This is a genomic window from Streptosporangium longisporum (genome assembly GCF_039534895.1).
In the GTDB taxonomy this organism is placed as follows: Bacteria; Actinomycetota; Actinomycetes; order Streptosporangiales; family Streptosporangiaceae; genus Streptosporangium; species Streptosporangium longisporum.
The window spans coordinates 1,182,801-1,197,616 of record NZ_BAAAWD010000006.1; the positions used below are offsets into that span (position 1 = coordinate 1,182,801).

A 14,816-nucleotide genomic window follows, 5' to 3' on the forward strand; every position below is an offset into this window, starting at 1 on the left:
TGCACGGTGGGATGGGTCACAATGACTGCGTGAGCCGTGAAACAGGAGGCACCGTGAACTCCGACGAAGTGCTGGGCAAGGCCCCTCTGTTCGCCGCGCTCGACCGTGAGAGCGCCGCGGCGCTGCGCACGAGCATCACCGAGGTCGAACTCTCCAAGGGACAGAACCTTTTCAGCGAGAACCAGACCGGTGACCGCCTCTACGTGGTGCTCGAAGGGAAGATCAAGCTTTCCCGCACCGCGCCCGACGGCCGGGAGAACCTGCTCAGCGTGCTCGGTCCGAGCGAGATGTTCGGCGAGCTGTCCCTGTTCGACCCCCGCCCCCGTACGGCGTCCGCCACCGCGCTGACCGACGTCCGGCTGGCCGGGCTCGGGCACGACGACCTGCGCCCCTGGCTGACCGGCCGCCCGGAGGTGGCCCTGCACCTGCTGCGCGCGCTGGCCCAGCGCCTGCGCCGCACCAACGACGTCCTGGCCGACCTGGTCTTCACCGACGTGCCCGGCCGGGTGGCCAAGGCCCTGCTCGACCTGGCCGAGCGCTTCGGCCAGCGGATCGACGACGGCGTACGGGTCCACCACGACCTGACCCAGGAGGAGCTGGCCCAGCTGGTGGGCGCCTCCCGCGAGACCGTGAACAAGGCGCTGGCCGACTTCGCCCAGCGCGGCTGGCTGCGCATCGAGGCCAAGGCCGTAGTGATCATGGACCTGGAGCGGCTGCACAACCGCTCGCGCTGACCGGTCCCCGCGCGAAGGTCCCGGAAAAGGACCGTTCCCGGGTCTGCCCTGCCCCGGAACCGGCCGACCGGCGAAGGTCCCGGAACCGGACGGGCCGGACCGGAGGCCTCGGAACCGGAGGCCAGGGCGGAGGCCTCGGAGGTCCCGGAGGGACGAGGACCCGGCCGGAGGGACCTACCCCTCCAGGTAGGCCAGCTGGGCACGGACCGACATCTCGGCGGCGGGCCACAGCGACCTGTCCACGTCCGCGTAGACGATCTCGACGATCTCCCGGGGGGTCGCCGCCCCGTCCCGCCGGGCCTGCCGGATCTGGTCCAGCCGGCGCCGCCGGTGCGCGATGTACCCGTCCAGCGCGCCGATCGGGTCGGGCAGCACCGGGCCGTGGCCGGGCAGCAGCGCCTCGGCCCCCACTTGCTCGGCCCTGGCGCGGAGCAGGTCCAGGGAGCGCAGGTAGTCGGCCAGGTCACCGTCGGGGGCGATCACGGTGGTGCCCCGGCCGAGCACGGTGTCACCGGTGAGGATCGCCCCGTCCAGCGGCAGCCAGAAGCACAGCGAGTCGAACGAGTGGCCGGGCGTGCCCAGCACGCGCAGTTCCACGTCCCCTGCGGTGACCACGTCGCCGTCGCCGAGTCCCTCCTCGCCCAGCCGGTGCGCCGGATCCAGGGCCCTGACGGGCGCGCCGACCGTCCGCGCGAACGCCGCGGCGCCCCCGCTGTGGTCGGGGTGCCCGTGGGTGAGCAGGACGGCGGTCACCCGGCGGCCCTCCAGATGAGCGGCCACCCGGGCGAGGTGCCCCTCGTCGTCCGGGCCCGGGTCGACGACCAGCACCTCCTCCCCGAGGCCGATCACCCAGGTGTTGGTGCCGTCCAGGGTCATCTCGGACGGGTTGGGGGCGAGCAGGTTGAGCGCGTGGGCCGTACCCGCCCCGTCGGGTCCCTCCAGGGGGATCCTCAGGCCGCTCACCGGGCGCCGAACCGGTAGTCGTCGTCGAGCACGATGCGCATCTCCCCGTCCACCTCGGCGATCCTGGGCATGATGGTCACGATCTCACGGTCGGCCGCGAGCACCTCGGGGACCTTCTCGTAGGCGCTCAGCTCGGTGAGGGTGCGGTGGGTCGGGGGCATCAGGAAGATCTCGCCCGCCCGTGCCCGGTCGAGCGCGTCGGCGGGCCTGAGCCAGGCGACCTGGTCGGCCTCGCCGCCTACGTCGCGGGTGCGCTGACCGGGCGGGAGCGCCGCCGCGAAGAAGCGGGTGTCGAAGCGCCGGGTCTCCACCTCGGGGGTGATCCAGTGGGCCCAGGGACGGAGCAGGTCCGAACGCAGGACCAGCTCGCGCCCGGCCAGGAAGTCGGCGAAGGACAGGCTCCTGCCGATCAGGGCCAGCCGGTCGGCCTCCCAGTCGTCACCGGTGGTGTCGGCCACCACCGACTCCGCGGACGGCCCGGCGAGCAGCACCCCCGACTCCTCGAACGTCTCCCGTACGGCGGCGCACACCAGACCCCGGGCGGTCCGCTCGTCCGCGCGGAAGATCTCTCCCCAGGCCGCGGGAGAAGGGCCGGACCAGGCGATCGCGTGGTCGGTGTCGCGCGGGTCCACCGAGCCGCCGGGGAAGACGTAGGCGCCCGCGGCGAAGGCCATGCTCGCCTTGCGCCGCAGCATGTAGGTCTCCGGCCCGGCGGCGCCCTCGCGCAGGACGACCACGGTGGCGGCGTCCTTCGACGGGGCGGGGGCGACCCGCCCGGACAGGATGTCGCGCGCGCGCTCACCGAACTCACCAGGAAGCGGGATACCGCCCATTGAGACCCTCCACCAGAACACTGCTCGGTTTCAGGGTCCATCATGTGGCACGGCACCGCGCCGGACAATCGCGAGCCCGCCAAGGCCTTCACCGCTCCGGACGGTCACGAGCCCGCTCAGGCCTTCCTTCACCGCTCAGGCCTTCACCACTCAGGCCTCCACCGCTCCGGACGGCCACGGGCCGGCCAAGGCCTTCACCGCTGCGGACGGCCGGGCCCTCCGGGCCTCGGTGAACGGCTCCGCCCGGCCCTTGCCGGGGTTCTCCGGAAGGGCCGGGCCCGGGTCCTCAGCGGACCTCGGCGACCACCTCGAGCTCGACCGGCGCGTCCAGCGGGAGCACCGTGACGCCCACCGCGCTGCGGACGTGCCTGCCCGCCTCGCCGAACACCTCGGCGAACAGCTCGCTGGCGCCGTTGGCGACCTTCGGCTGCCCGGTGAAGTCCGGGGTGCTGGCCACGAAGGCGGTCACCTTGACGATCCGCACGATGTTCGACAGCCCTCCGGCCGCCGACGCGATCGCGGCCAGAGCGTTGATCGCGCAGATCCTCGCGAGATCGTAGGCGGCCTCGGCCTCCACCTCGGCGCCGACCTTCCCGGTCGCCTTCAGCTCTCCGTTCACCGTCGGCAGCTGCCCCGAGGTGTAGACGTGATCGCCCGAACGCGTCGCCGGGACGTACGCCCCCAGCGGGGACGTCACCTCGGGCAGGGTCAGGCCGAGCTCCGTCAGCCTCTCCTGTGGCGTCACTGCTTGGGCCGCTTCAGGTAGGCCACCAGCTGCTCCGGGTTGGGCCCGGGCACGACCTGCACCAGCTCCCAGCCGTCCTGGCCCCAGTTGTCGAGAATCTGCTTCGTCGCGTGGACCAGCAGCGGCACCGTCGAGTACTCCCATTTCGTCATGCGGGACACATTAGCGAGGCCGCCCCGGTCCGGCGGCCCGTCACGGCCCGCGACGGCGACGGCCCGGTGCCTCCCCGTGTCCCCCCGGAGGGCGGATCCGCCGGGGTACGGGCTGTGAGAATCGACATATTTACTTTCACCTCCCGATCGATTAGAGCCGTACCCGCGTCCGGCCCCGCGGGCCGCGGACCGGCCACCGGACGGCTCCCCGCCCGGCGCGGACGGCCCGCACGCCCGTGCTGACCAGCGAAGGCGACGCCGGGCGGGTCCGGCCACGTCCGCGGCCGGATCGCCGCGTCCCCGCGCGCCCGCCTCTCGCCGGCACGACGGCGCCGCCGGGCAGGGCCCCCGGAGGAAGGCCGCGGGGAGTTGTCAAGGGGGCGTTGGGTAGCCTTCGAAAGGTGAGAGCTCGCGACACCGATTGGGACGGCGTACGCCTCCACGTCGTCACCGGCAAGGGCGGCACCGGGAAGACCACGGTGGCCGCCGCGCTCGCCCTCGCCCTCGCGGCGGACGGCCGGAAGGTCCTGCTGGTCGAGGTCGAGGGCCGCCAGGGGATCTCCCGGGTCTTCGACCTGCCCCCGCTGCCGTACGAGGAACGCAAGATCGCTGTCGCGCCGGGGGGCGGGGACCTCTACGCCCTGGCCATCGACCCAGAAGAGGCCATGCTCGAGTACCTCGAGATGTTCTACGGCATGCGCAGGGCCGGGAAGGCCCTCACCAAGATGGGCGTCGTCGACTTCGCGACCACCATCGCCCCGGGTTTTCGCGACGTGCTGGTCACCGGGAAGACCAGCGAGGCCGTCCGCCGCAAGGGCAAGAACGGCAGGAGGGTCTACGACGCGGTCGTGCTGGACGCGCCGCCGACCGGCAGGGTCGCCCGCTTCCTGAACGTCACCAACGAGGTCGCCGGGCTGGCCAGGGTCGGCCCGATCAAGAACCACGCCGACCTGGTGAACGGGGTGGTGTCCTCCCCCGAGACCGCGGTGCACTTCGTCACGCTCCTGGAGGAGATGCCGGTCCAGGAGACCCTGGACGGCCTGCGCGAGCTCCGCGCCGCCGATCTCCCCGCCGGAGGGATCTTCATCAACATGGTCCGCGAGTCGCTGCTGCCCGCGGCCGTGCTGGACGCCGCCGCCGAGGGCAGCTTCGACCCGGCCGAGCTGGTGCTCGGCCTGAAGGCGGCCGGGCTCACCGACGGCGACCCGGCCGCGATCGCGGTGGCCGAGGCGCTCACCGAGGAGATCGCCGAGCACGCCCGCCGCACCGCGCTGGAACGGCAGGAGCGGCTCTCGCTGGAGAAGTCCGCCCGCCCCCGCTACGAGCTGCCGCTGCTGTCCGACGGGGTGGACCTGTCCGGGCTGTACGAGCTGGCGGAATCGATCCGCACCCAGGGAGCAGCGTGAAGACCCCACCCGTTCTCGACCTCGACGCGATCGTCGACGACCCCGGCACCCGGATCGTCGTCTGCTGCGGCTCCGGCGGCGTCGGCAAGACCACCACCGCCGCCGCCCTGGGGCTGCGCGCGGCCGAGCGCGGCCGTTCCACCGTGGTGCTCACGGTCGACCCGGCCCGGCGGCTGGCGCAGTCGATGGGGCTCACCGAGCTCGACAACACCCCCAGGCCGGTCGCGGACGTGCGGGGCGAGGGCCGGCTGCACGCCATGATGCTCGACATGAAGCGGACCTTCGACGAGATCATCGAGGCGCACGCCGATCCCGAGCGAGCCCGGCAGATCCTGACGAACCCCTTCTACCAGTCCCTGTCCTCCAGCTTCACCGGTACCCAGGAGTACATGGCGATGGAGAAGCTGGGCCAGCTCCGCCGGTCCGGCGAGTGGGATCTGATCATCGTCGACACCCCGCCGTCCCGTTCGGCGCTCGACTTCCTGGACGCCCCCGAGCGGCTCGGCCGATTCCTGGACGGCCGGCTCATCCGGGTGCTCATGGCTCCGGCCAAGGCCGGGGGACGCAGCGCGTTCAAGCTGCTCAACGCGGGTTTCGGCATCGTCGCCGGGGCGTTGACCAAGCTGCTGGGGGCACAGGTGCTCAAGGACCTGCAGACGTTCGTGTCCGCGCTGGACGCGGTCTTCGGCGGGTTCCGTGCGCGGGCCGAGCAGACCTACCGGCTGCTGCAGGCCCCGGGGACGGCGTTCGTCGTCGTGGCCTCGCCCGAGCGCGACGCGATGCGTGAGGCGTCGTACTTCGTGGAGCGGCTGGCCGCCGAGCGCATGCCGCTGGCGGGTCTCGTGGTCAACCGGGTGCACGCCGCGCCCGCCGCCGTGCTCTCCGGGGCGCGGAGCACCGCCGCCGCCGAGGACCTGGAGTCGCGCGGCGAGCACGAGCTCACCTCCGCCGTCCTGCGGCTGCACGCCGGGCGGATGCAGCTGGCCGCGCGCGAGCAGCGCGAGCAGGAGCACTTCATCTCCGCCCATCCCACGGTGCCGGTCGCACGGGTCCCCGCCATGGCGCAGGACGTGCACGACTTGGAGGGGCTGCGCGAGGTGGGCCGGCTGCTGGCCGCCCAGTAGCCCGGGGCCGGATCGCCCGTCCGTCCCGGCGAGCCCTTGCGGGGACGTCCGGCCCGGTCGTCTTCTTCAGAAGCGTTCGTCCCGGTCGTCTTCTCCGAGAGCGTTCGTCCCGGTGGGGCGGCCGGAAGGTCCGGCCGCCCGACCCGTTCAACCGTCCCGGGACATGCGTGTACGGCTGGCGCGCGGCGCCAGCCGTACGGGATCGGCGCGAACTCAGCCGGCGATCAGCTCGTTCGTTCGCTCGTACTCTTCTTTGGCCAACTCCAGCAGGTCACGCCAGGAGTCGACATCCGGTCGCCGGCGCAGCAGCGCTCGACGTTCGCGCTCGGTCATCCCGCCCCACACCCCGAACTCGATGCGGTTGTCCAACGCATCGGCGAGGCACTCGGTCCGGACCGGGCATCCTCGGCAGATCAGCTTTGCTCGGTTCTGGGCAGCACCCTGAACGAACAAAGCGTCAGGATCCGCACCCTTACAGGCCGCACGGGAGGTCCAATCCGTGATCCACATTCGACCCCACTCCCCTTAGGTGGTCAGTCGTGACTTGGGCCGACGGGCGCGGGCGTCGGGCCTCGGTATTCAATTGCTGCAGAAAGAGAACGTACGCAACCAGACGTTCGGGCCGACAGACCCCGGCGGGACCAAATTCTCACATGGTCATCCACGGCCATCTGGCCGGGAATGACTAGTCACCCGTCTTCGATACTGGGAGAAGTCATCTCAAAACGGTGTTCCGTTACCGTTTGGAGCATCAGCCCGACGTACCCTTGACTCGTGCAAGGTGATGGTAAAGATCAGGGTTCGGTGCTCCGCAAGATCGGCGGTGTGCTGAAACTGCTCGGCGCGGCGACCGCCACGGGCGTGCTGGCCGCCGCCGTGGCGCTTCCGGCGGTCGGCGGCGCGGGGATGACGGTGAACGCGGCGACGAACGAGCTGCGGCTCCTCCCCGAACCGCTCAAGGAACCCCCGCTGGCCGAGAAGACCACCCTGCTCGACGCGGACGGCAAGCAGTTCGCCCAGTTCTACTTCCAGAACCGTGAGTCGGTGAAGATCGACGAGGTCGCCGACATCATGAAGACCGCGATCGTGGCGATCGAGGACGACCGGTTCTACGAGCACGGCGCGATCGACCTGGAAGGCACGTTCCGGGCCGCGGCGCGCAACGTCTCGGGCGGCGGGGTGGTTCAGGGCGGTTCCTCGATCACCCAGCAGTACGTCAAGCTCGTGCTGGTCAACGCCGCCGAGACCAAGGAGAAGCAGGAGGCCGCGCAGGCGCCGACCCTCTCCCGCAAGCTCAACGAGCTGCGTTACGCGCTCTACGCCGAGGAGAAGTACACCAAGTCGGAGATCCTCGAGAAGTACCTGAACATCTCCTACTACGGCGCGGGCGCCTACGGCATCCAGGCCGCCTCCAAACGCTTCTTCGACAAGCCCGCCTCCAAGCTCAACCTCTGGGAGGCGGCCACCCTCGCCGGGGCCGTGCAGAACCCGAGCGTGACCGACCCCGACGCCGGCAAGGCGGCCCGCACGCGGCTGCTGGAGCGGCGCAACACCGTGCTGAACCGGATGGCCGAGCTCGGAAAGATCACGCCGCAGGAGGCCGAGGAGGCCAAGAAGAAGAAGCTCGGCTTCAAGGACGTCGAGGCCCCCGGTGGCTGCGAGGAGAGCAAGTACCCCTACTTCTGCCTGTACGTGCAGCACGAGATCGCGCTCAACGAGGACTTCGGCAAGACCCCCAAGGACCGCGAGAAGCTGCTCCAGCGAGGCGGCCTGACGATCACCACCACGCTCGACGCCAAGGCGCAGAAGGCCGCGAACAAGGCGATCAAGAGGTACGTCAAGGCCAGCGACAAGCCGGTCGCCGCGCAGGCGATGATCGTCCCCGGCACCGGGGCCGTCACGGTGATGGCCGCCAGCCGCAAGTACGGCAACAACAAGAAGAAGAACGAGATCAGCTACAACCTGGTCGGCGACAGGGACCACGCGGGCGGCGCGGGCTTCCAGGCCGGCTCCACGTTCAAGCCCTTCACCCTGCTGACCGCCCTGGACCAGGGCATGAAGCTGGGCGACGGCTTCGCCACCGGGGACGGCTACACCGCCTCGAGCCCGAGCGCGTTCCGCGACTGCAAGGGCAACTCGGTCGGTGACGTCGGCCACACGGTCCACAACTCCAGCGAGAGCAGCGGCGGCTTCAAGACCCTGACCACCGGCACCCTGGGCTCGGTGAACACCTTCTTCCTGCGTCTGGAGCAGGAGGTCGGCCTGTGCGAGACGGTCAAGATGGCCAAGAGCCTCGGCATCAAGCGCGCCGACGGCGGGAAGCTGAAGGAGTTCGAGACCTTCACGCTCGGCATCAACGAGATGGACCCGGTGACGGTCTCCGCCGCCTACGCGGCGATCGCCGCCCGCGGCACCTACTGCAAGCCGATGGTGATCACCGAGAGCCTCGACCGCGACGGCAAGAAGACCTCGTACAAGCCCAAGTGCAAGCAGGTCCTGGACGAGGAGGTCGCCGACGCGGCCGCCCACATCATGTCCGGGGTCTTCACCAGGGGCACGATGCAGGAGGTCGGCGGCATCGGCCGGCCGGCGGCGGGCAAGACCGGCACCACCGACGCCTACACCGCCGCCTGGTTCGCCGGTTTCACCCCCGACCTCGCCTCCGCGGTGAGCCTGGGCGACCCGCGCGGTGCCTTCAAGTACGACCTGACCGGCGTGACCATCGGCGGCCGCTACTACGGCTACGTCTACGGCGCCTCGATCTCCGGGCGGATCTGGAAGGACGCGATGCTCGGCGCGCTCAAGGGCGTCGAGGCCACCTCGTTCACCCCGGTGAACATGGAGCGCTTCGGCGGCTGCTCCGGCCGGTGCGCGCCCAAGCCCCCGCCGAAGCCCGACCGCGGCGGCGGTGACGACCGGGGCGGCGACCGCGACCGCGGCGGCCCGGACGACGACGGCGAGGTCGGGCGGGACATCAACGGCGGCGCCACGGCCGACCCCGACCGTGGCGGCCCGGACGACGACGGCTGGGGCGGCTGGTAGGACACCGCGGCCGTTCCCCGGACGCGCGGGCCCTCCCGCTACGGCCCTCCGAGGAACCGGGCGGGAGGGCCCTTCGGCGTCCGGGACCGATCGGCGCCCCTTACCGGTCCCTCACCGGGCCCCGCTCCGGCCTTCCTGCCTTCCGGCCCTCACGGGGCCTGATCGGCCCCCGGGCCTCGCCCTGCCCGGCCGGGCAGGGCAGGGCGGTCAGGAGGACGCCAGGCGGGCCCGTACGGCCTGCGCGACCCGGCCGCCCTCGGCGCGTCCGGCGACCTTCGGGTTCACGAGCTTCATGACCTGGCCCATGGCCTGCGGCCCGGTGGCGCCGCTCTCGGTGACGGCCTCCTCCACCAGCGCGGCGAGCTCCTCGTCGGAGAGCTGCGCGGGCAGGTACGCCTCCAGCACGGCCTGCTCGTCGATCTCGGCCTGCGCCTGCTCCGCCCGGCCGGCACCGCTGAACGCCTCGGCGGCCTCACGGCGCTTCTTGGCCTCCTTGGCCAGCACCTTGACGACCTCGTCGTCGGTGAGCTCGCGCGCCGTCTTCCCCGAGACCTCCTCGACGTTCACGGCCGCGAGGGCCATGCGGATCGTGCGGGTACGGATCTCGTCCCTGCTCTTCATGGAGACCGTGAGATCGGCCTTCAGCTTGTCCTTCAATGCGCTCATGCGGTCCATCTTGCCGCCTCACCAGCCCCGCTGTATCCCGAGTTTCCTTCGCGGGGCCGGATCTCGGGCATGATGAGGACGTGAGGAAAGCAGCCGCGGTGCCCCTGTCCCTGCTCGGCGCCGGCGTGGCCGGCCTCGCGTACGCCTCGATCGTCGAGCGCAACGCGTTCCGGCTGCGCCGGTTCGACGTGCCCGTCCTGGAGCCGGGACAGCGGCCGGTGCGCATCCTGCACCTGTCCGACCTGCACCTCACCCCCGGCAGGCGGATGCTGATCGACTGGGTGCGCTCGCTGGGCGCCCTCAACCCCGACCTGGTCGTCAACACCGGCGACTCGATCGCGCACCCCGACGCGATCGCGCCCCTGATGCACGCCCTGGAACCCCTGCTGGCGCGGCCGGGCCTGTTCGTCTACGGCTCCAACGACATGTACGAGCCCCGGCCGAAGAACCCGGCCCGCTACCTTTGGCGCACCTCCAAGACCGACTACGGGCAGAAGATCCCCACCCTCCCCTGGGAGGAGCTGGGCGCCGCCATGGCCGGCGAGGGCTGGCTGGACATGAACAACACCACCGCCCGCATCAAGGCAGGCGATCTCGACGTGGCCGTGGGGGGCATCCACGACTCCCACATCAACCTCGATCGTTACGACCTGATCGCGGGCCCCGCCCCGGCCGAGGCCGACCTGCGCCTGGGCGTGATGCACTCGCCGGAGCCCCGTAACCTGACCCGCTTCGCCGCCGACGGCTACCAGCTGCTGCTGGCCGGTCACACCCACGGCGGGCAGCTCTGCATCCCCTTCTACGGCGCCCTGGTCACCAACTGCGGGATCGACCGGGCACGCGTCAAGGGCATGAGCCGTCACGACTCCGCCTATCTCCACGTCTCCGCCGGGCTCGGGACCAGCCCCTACGCCCCGGCGCGGTTCTCCTGCTACCCCGAGGCCAGCCTGCTGACCCTGATGCCCCGCCGTCGTGGCGACACACGCACCCGCGAAGTCCGCTAGACTTTCTCAAGCACGAGCAAGACCAGACGTGCGAACGGGGTGTGGCGCAGCTTGGTAGCGCGCTTCGTTCGGGACGAAGAGGCCGCAGGTTCAAATCCTGTCACCCCGACGTTGAATGTCCCGAAGCAGAGGGCCTGATCCGCTCAGCGGGTCGGGCCCTTCTGCTGTTCCCGGGAGACATCTGCAAGACGGCGTGCGGCCGGGACGGGGTTAACGTCACGGTATGAGCGAGCGGTTCCGTGACCCCGGCACCTCCTGGTACGACCTGCCGGCCGACGAGATCCTGGTGCGCTGTCCCCGTTGCGACGGCCGCGCCGCGGTCCTCCCCCTGCCGGGCGGCACCGACCGGGGGATCTTCGCGCCGCGCAGGCTGCTCTGTCCGGCCTGCGGGTACGTCCGCGGCTGGGAAGGTGATCGGGTCGGCTGGTACGACGCCCCCGAGGACCCCTACTTCCGCCTCCCCCTCTGGCTGAGCGCGCCGTGCTGCGGGCACACCCTCTGGGCGTACGGGCGGCGGCATCTCGACCTGCTGGAGGATCACGTGGCCGCCCGGCACCGGGAACGCCTGCTCGCCTCCGATCGGGATCGCGGCAGGCCCCGGACGCTGGTGGAGTCCCTGCCGGACTGGATCACGAGTGCGAAGCACCGCGAGGAGATCCTCCGGGCCGTCGCGCGCATGCGCGCCACCCTGGACGACGCCTGAGCGTCACGGATCGCCGGGCGGGCGGTCAGGGGCGGCGGGCCGCCGCGACGAAGATCGGCACGGCCACGAAGAGCCTCCCGGTACGGGCCCGTCCGGTCTGCTCCGCGACCCAGGCGTCCACGTCGTCGCGGGTGACGGCCCCGGAGGCCCCGGAGGCCCCGGAGGCCCCGACGGCTGCCGCGGTCGCCGCGACCAGGGGCAGTACCTCCGGGCCGGTGAAGACGGCGGTGTGCACCTCCACGGTGACGTCGTCGAACCCCGCCTCCAGCAGGAGGTTGCGGTAGGCCCGGGCGGCCCGGGGAGCGCGGACCAGGTCGGCGCGGGCGTGCACGACGGCCCGGGTGAGGGCCGGGGTGTCGGACTCGACGACGAGGGTGTCCCAGTCCTGCCCGGCCAGGACGACCCGGCCGCCCGGAGCGAGCACCCGCCGTGCCTCGCCGAGCGCCGCGGCGGGGTCGTCGAGATCGTGGTAGACCTTGTCGGCGCGGTACCCGGTGAGCTCCCCGTCCCGGAACGGCAGCTCCCGGGCGTCGCCGACGCGCAGGTCCGCGCCGGGCCGGTGCCTGCGGGCCTCGACGATCATCTGTTCGCTGAGGTCGACGCCGACCGCCCTGGCGCCGCGCCCGGTCATCTCCGCGACCGCGAGACCGGTTCCGCAGCCGACGTCGGCCACGAGGGCGCCGGGGGCCACGCCGAGCAGGTCGTAGGAACGCAGACGTGGCCGGACGAGGCCGGGGTGGGACTCGATCGCGTCGAGCCTTCGGAACAGTTCGGCGCCCGCGAGGTCGGGGGCACCGGCGGTGGTGACGGAGTCGTTGGACATGTGATCGAGGATCGGACTTAATGACGACATGACGTCAAGGGGTGATGCCGCGGTGATGAGCATCGGTGAGGTCGCCGGGCGGTTCGGCCTGGCCACCCACGTCCTGCGGCACTGGGAGTCGATGGGACTGCTCTCCCCGGTCCGCACCGGGGCCGACCGGCGCCGCTACGACCACGATCATCTCTTCCGGATCGCGGTGATCCTGCGCGCGAAGGAGGCCGGGTTCTCGCTGGACGAGATCCGGGAGATGATCACCACTGTGGATCCGGTCGCGCGGCGTGAGGTCCTGCGCCGCCGGCACGCGGACCTGACCCTGCGCGTCGAGCGGGCGAGGGCGTCGATCGACATGATCGAATGTGCCCTGGACTGCGATCACGAGGACTTCACCGGCTGTGCCCACTTCCAGCGCACCCTGGAGGAGAGGGTCGGCCGGTGACGCGCACGGCCGGCCCCGGCCGATCCCGCCCGTCACCGCCGGCCTCCGGGTCGCCGTCGGGTCGCCGTCGGGTCGCCGTCGGGTCGCCTCCGGGTCGCCTCCGGGTCGTCGGGTCGTCGGGTCGTCGTCGCGGGCCTGCGGCCGGGGTGGCGGGGTCGTGCGGTGATCCGGCGGAGGCCGGTCACGCCTCGCCGTCCGCCTCCGCGCCCGGGAGAAGGTCCCACTCGCGCAGCAGGCCGTCGGTGAGGGTCGTCACCGCGCACCGGTCGGCGGCGTAGGCGACGGCCATCACGTGGTGTTCCGGGGAGAAGTCCGCAACGGCGTCGGCGACGAGGAACGGCTGGATGTCCCGCATGAAGGCGTCGCACGCGGTCAGCAGGCAGCCGATGTGGGCGTAGACGCCGCAGACGATGATCTGGTCACGTCCCATGGCCCGCATCCGGCCGGCCAGGCCGGTCCCGTGGAAGGCGCTGTAGCGCCGCTTGACGAGCAGGATGTCGCGCTCCGCCGGGAGGAGGTCCGCGACGATCTCGCTCCCGGCCCCGCCGGGCACGCCCGGTCCCCAGAAGTCCTGGAGCAGGCCGCGCCGCTCGCCGCTCTGGCCGCCGGGCTGCGCCGAGTAGACGACCGGTACCCCCAGGCGGGCGCAGGCGTCGCGAAGGAGGCCGATGTTGGCGACGAGCCCGGTCAGCGGCGGGTCGCCGGCGCCGAAGGGGGCGAGGAAGTGGTTCTGCATGTCGTGGACGAGCAGGACGGCGCGGCGCGGGTCGGGACGCCAGTCCACCCGGTTGGCGGGCAGGTCGTTCCACCCGGGCAGCGGGTAGGGGGCGATCCGGGGAAGGGCCATGTCACCGTCTCCTTTCCGGCGGGCGGGTCAGCGGTCCCGGTCCAGGCCGACCGCGCGGAGCATGGTCTGGAACTTGGCGGTGGTCTCGGCGAGCTCGCTCTCCGGGACCGAACCGGCGACGATGCCCGCGCCGGCGAAGAGCCGCAGCGTCTGGTCGGCGACCTCGGCGCAGCGGATGGTCACCACCCACTCGCCGTCGCCGGTGATGTCGCCCCACCCGACCAGGCCGGCGTACAGGCCGCGGTCGAACGGCTCGATCTCCTCGATGGCCCGGCGCGCGGCGCGCGCGGGCGTGCCGCAGACGGCCGGGGTGGGATGCAGCAGGGTGGCCAGCTCCAGCGAGGTGACCGCGGGGTCGTCGAGCACGCCGGTGATCCGGGTCGACAGGTGCCACATGGAGGCGGTGGACAGCAGCGACGGCCCGGCCGGGACGGTCAGGTCGCGGCAGTACGGGCGCAGGGCCTCCACGATGTTCTCGATGACCAGGGCGTGCTCGCGCAGGTCCTTGTCCGAGGTGAGCAGGGCACGGCCCCGTTCGGAGTCGACGACGGGATCGGGGTGCCGGGACGCCGACCCGGCCAGCGGGTTCGTGGTGATCCGGCGTCCCGAGCGGGCGACGAGCAACTCGGGGCTGGCGCCCAGCAGGGTGCGGGTGCCGGTCCCCGGCCGGCCGCCGGGGACGGGCAGGTCGACCGCGTAGCCGTAGGCCTGCGGGTCGCGGCGTACCAGGTTGCGCAGGACCCGTCGGACGTCGACGGGCGCGCCGAGGGTGACGTCCAGGGCCCGGGCCAGCACGATCTTCGTGAGCTCCCCGGCGGTGAGCCTGGTCAGCGCCTTCTCCACGCCGCGCAGGTAGTCGTCGGGAGCCGGAACCGGCCCGAACCCGGTGAACCCGGTGAACCCGGTGAACGGGGTGAACGGGGTGGACGTGCCACCGGTCCGCTCGGGGCCCGCCGGACCGGGCGCCGGGCCGCTCACCCGGCCGTTCGCCGGGCCCGTCCGGCGGACCGTGGCGGGCACCAGCAGGCGCGCGGGGCGGTCGTCGCGGAAGGGCACCGCGCCCACCACCATGGGGTCGGGATGACCGGCCTCCCGGGCGTCGCGCAGGGCCGAGGCGACGCATCTTCGCAGGTCGCCCGCCGAGGAAGCGGAGATCGTCCGGTGGACGCCCCTGGCGAGCAGGGTCCGGGCCGGTGAGGTGAAGAAGAAGGCACCGGGTTCGTAGTCGCCCAGCAGGTCGGGGGTTCTGGGCATGGTGAGGGTGTCGTTCGGCGGCATGGCGAAGGGTCTCCTGTCGGAAGGGGCCCGTGAGGGGAAGAGATCCGCGAAGGGAAGGGG

General features: G+C 72.0%; 16 protein-coding genes and 1 tRNA gene. 8 read left to right on the top strand and 9 right to left on the bottom strand.

The window, feature by feature from the left end:
• Nucleotides 1-11 precede the first annotated feature (11 nt).
• The gene (locus ABD832_RS09485; RefSeq protein WP_344891357.1) at nt 12-734 is read left to right on the top strand and encodes a Crp/Fnr family transcriptional regulator; all 723 of its coding nucleotides are present in this window, start codon (nt 12-14) and stop codon (nt 732-734) included.
• 174 nt (nt 735-908) lie between these two features.
• On the opposite strand, the gene ABD832_RS09490 is transcribed toward ABD832_RS09485, so the two are convergent.
• The 4 genes from ABD832_RS09490 to sp36 form a co-directional block, all read right to left on the bottom strand.
• Nucleotides 909-1,697, bottom strand: coding sequence for an MBL fold metallo-hydrolase (locus ABD832_RS09490; RefSeq protein ID WP_344891360.1), 789 nt, complete (start codon nt 1,695-1,697; stop codon nt 909-911).
• Nucleotides 1,694-2,530 carry an NUDIX hydrolase gene (locus ABD832_RS09495; RefSeq protein ID WP_344891363.1) on the bottom strand — a complete coding sequence of 279 codons (837 nt, stop codon included), beginning with the start codon at nt 2,528-2,530 and terminating at the stop codon, nt 1,694-1,696. The genes ABD832_RS09490 and ABD832_RS09495 overlap by 4 nt, the downstream gene beginning before the upstream one ends.
• A 286-nt stretch (nt 2,531-2,816) precedes the next feature.
• On the bottom strand, nt 2,817-3,275 hold the full coding sequence (locus tag ABD832_RS09500) for a RidA family protein (protein WP_344891366.1): 459 nt from the start codon (nt 3,273-3,275) through the stop codon (nt 2,817-2,819).
• Complete coding sequence (gene sp36 / locus ABD832_RS09505; protein WP_012887236.1) at nt 3,272-3,427, bottom strand: Sp36 family protein; 156 nt, start codon at nt 3,425-3,427, stop codon at nt 3,272-3,274. The genes ABD832_RS09500 and sp36 overlap by 4 nt, the downstream gene beginning before the upstream one ends.
• 401 nt (nt 3,428-3,828) lie before the next feature.
• On the opposite strand from sp36, the gene bagA reads away from it, so the two are divergent.
• Both bagA and bagB read left to right on the top strand, forming a co-directional pair.
• Nucleotides 3,829-4,833, top strand: a complete 1,005-nt coding sequence (bagA, locus tag ABD832_RS09510; protein ID WP_344891368.1) for an ATPase BagA — start codon at nt 3,829-3,831, stop codon at nt 4,831-4,833.
• On the top strand, nt 4,830-5,957 hold the full coding sequence (bagB, locus tag ABD832_RS09515) for an ATPase BagB (RefSeq protein WP_344891371.1): 1,128 nt from the start codon (nt 4,830-4,832) through the stop codon (nt 5,955-5,957). The genes bagA and bagB overlap by 4 nt, the downstream gene beginning before the upstream one ends.
• Before the next feature lie 213 nt (nt 5,958-6,170).
• On the opposite strand, the gene ABD832_RS09520 is transcribed toward bagB, so the two are convergent.
• Nucleotides 6,171-6,467, bottom strand: coding sequence for a WhiB family transcriptional regulator (locus ABD832_RS09520; protein WP_012887233.1), 297 nt, complete (start codon nt 6,465-6,467; stop codon nt 6,171-6,173).
• A gap of 294 nt (nt 6,468-6,761) precedes the next feature.
• Between ABD832_RS09520 and ABD832_RS09525 the strand changes: the two genes are divergently transcribed.
• Nucleotides 6,762-8,999, top strand: coding sequence for a transglycosylase domain-containing protein (locus tag ABD832_RS09525; protein ID WP_344891375.1), 2,238 nt, complete (start codon nt 6,762-6,764; stop codon nt 8,997-8,999).
• A 207-nt stretch (nt 9,000-9,206) separates the two neighbouring features.
• On the opposite strand, the gene ABD832_RS09530 is transcribed toward ABD832_RS09525, so the two are convergent.
• Entirely contained in the window at nt 9,207-9,665 is a 459-nt protein-coding gene (locus ABD832_RS09530) for a GatB/YqeY domain-containing protein (RefSeq protein ID WP_344891378.1), read from the bottom strand.
• Between the two features lie 80 nt (nt 9,666-9,745).
• Between ABD832_RS09530 and ABD832_RS09535 the strand changes: the two genes are divergently transcribed.
• From ABD832_RS09535 to ABD832_RS09545, 3 genes are all read left to right on the top strand, one after another.
• Entirely contained in the window at nt 9,746-10,669 is a 924-nt protein-coding gene (locus ABD832_RS09535) for a metallophosphoesterase (RefSeq protein WP_344891381.1), read from the top strand.
• Nucleotides 10,670-10,704: 35 nt separating this feature from the next.
• A tRNA-Pro gene (locus ABD832_RS09540) sits at nt 10,705-10,778 on the top strand.
• 114 nt (nt 10,779-10,892) lie between these two features.
• Nucleotides 10,893-11,372, top strand: coding sequence for a hypothetical protein (locus ABD832_RS09545; protein ID WP_344891385.1), 480 nt, complete (start codon nt 10,893-10,895; stop codon nt 11,370-11,372).
• Between the two features lie 25 nt (nt 11,373-11,397).
• On the opposite strand, the gene ABD832_RS09550 is transcribed toward ABD832_RS09545, so the two are convergent.
• Entirely contained in the window at nt 11,398-12,195 is a 798-nt protein-coding gene (locus ABD832_RS09550) for a methyltransferase domain-containing protein (protein ID WP_344891388.1), read from the bottom strand.
• Nucleotides 12,196-12,250: 55 nt separating this feature from the next.
• On the opposite strand from ABD832_RS09550, the gene ABD832_RS09555 reads away from it, so the two are divergent.
• On the top strand, nt 12,251-12,631 hold the full coding sequence (locus ABD832_RS09555) for a MerR family transcriptional regulator (RefSeq protein WP_344891390.1): 381 nt from the start codon (nt 12,251-12,253) through the stop codon (nt 12,629-12,631).
• A gap of 181 nt (nt 12,632-12,812) precedes the next feature.
• Here ABD832_RS09555 and ABD832_RS09560 read toward each other — a convergent pair whose 3' ends face one another.
• Both ABD832_RS09560 and ABD832_RS09565 read right to left on the bottom strand, forming a co-directional pair.
• Complete coding sequence (locus tag ABD832_RS09560) at nt 12,813-13,478, bottom strand: isochorismatase family protein (protein WP_344891392.1); 666 nt, start codon at nt 13,476-13,478, stop codon at nt 12,813-12,815.
• 27 nt (nt 13,479-13,505) lie between these two features.
• The gene (locus tag ABD832_RS09565; RefSeq protein WP_344891394.1) at nt 13,506-14,756 is read right to left on the bottom strand and encodes an isochorismate synthase; all 1,251 of its coding nucleotides are present in this window, start codon (nt 14,754-14,756) and stop codon (nt 13,506-13,508) included.
• Between the last annotated feature and the right edge of the window lie 60 nt (nt 14,757-14,816).

Bases quoted from the DNA above. Each gene is read 5' to 3' on its own strand.
- ABD832_RS09485 (WP_344891357.1), top strand. From the start codon at position 12: ATGGGTCACAATGACTGCGTGAGCCGTGAAACAGGAGGCACCGTGAAC.
- ABD832_RS09495 (WP_344891363.1), bottom strand. From the start codon at position 2,530: ATGGGCGGTATCCCGCTTCCTGGTGAGTTCGGTGAGCGCGCGCGCGAC.
- sp36 (WP_012887236.1), bottom strand. From the start codon at position 3,427: ATGACGAAATGGGAGTACTCGACGGTGCCGCTGCTGGTCCACGCGACG.
- ABD832_RS09520 (WP_012887233.1), bottom strand. From the start codon at position 6,467: ATGTGGATCACGGATTGGACCTCCCGTGCGGCCTGTAAGGGTGCGGAT.
- ABD832_RS09530 (WP_344891378.1), bottom strand. From the start codon at position 9,665: ATGAGCGCATTGAAGGACAAGCTGAAGGCCGATCTCACGGTCTCCATG.
- ABD832_RS09545 (WP_344891385.1), top strand. From the start codon at position 10,893: ATGAGCGAGCGGTTCCGTGACCCCGGCACCTCCTGGTACGACCTGCCG.
- ABD832_RS09550 (WP_344891388.1), bottom strand. From the start codon at position 12,195: ATGTCCAACGACTCCGTCACCACCGCCGGTGCCCCCGACCTCGCGGGC.
- ABD832_RS09555 (WP_344891390.1), top strand. From the start codon at position 12,251: ATGAGCATCGGTGAGGTCGCCGGGCGGTTCGGCCTGGCCACCCACGTC.
- ABD832_RS09560 (WP_344891392.1), bottom strand. From the start codon at position 13,478: ATGGCCCTTCCCCGGATCGCCCCCTACCCGCTGCCCGGGTGGAACGAC.
- ABD832_RS09565 (WP_344891394.1), bottom strand. From the start codon at position 14,756: ATGCCGCCGAACGACACCCTCACCATGCCCAGAACCCCCGACCTGCTG.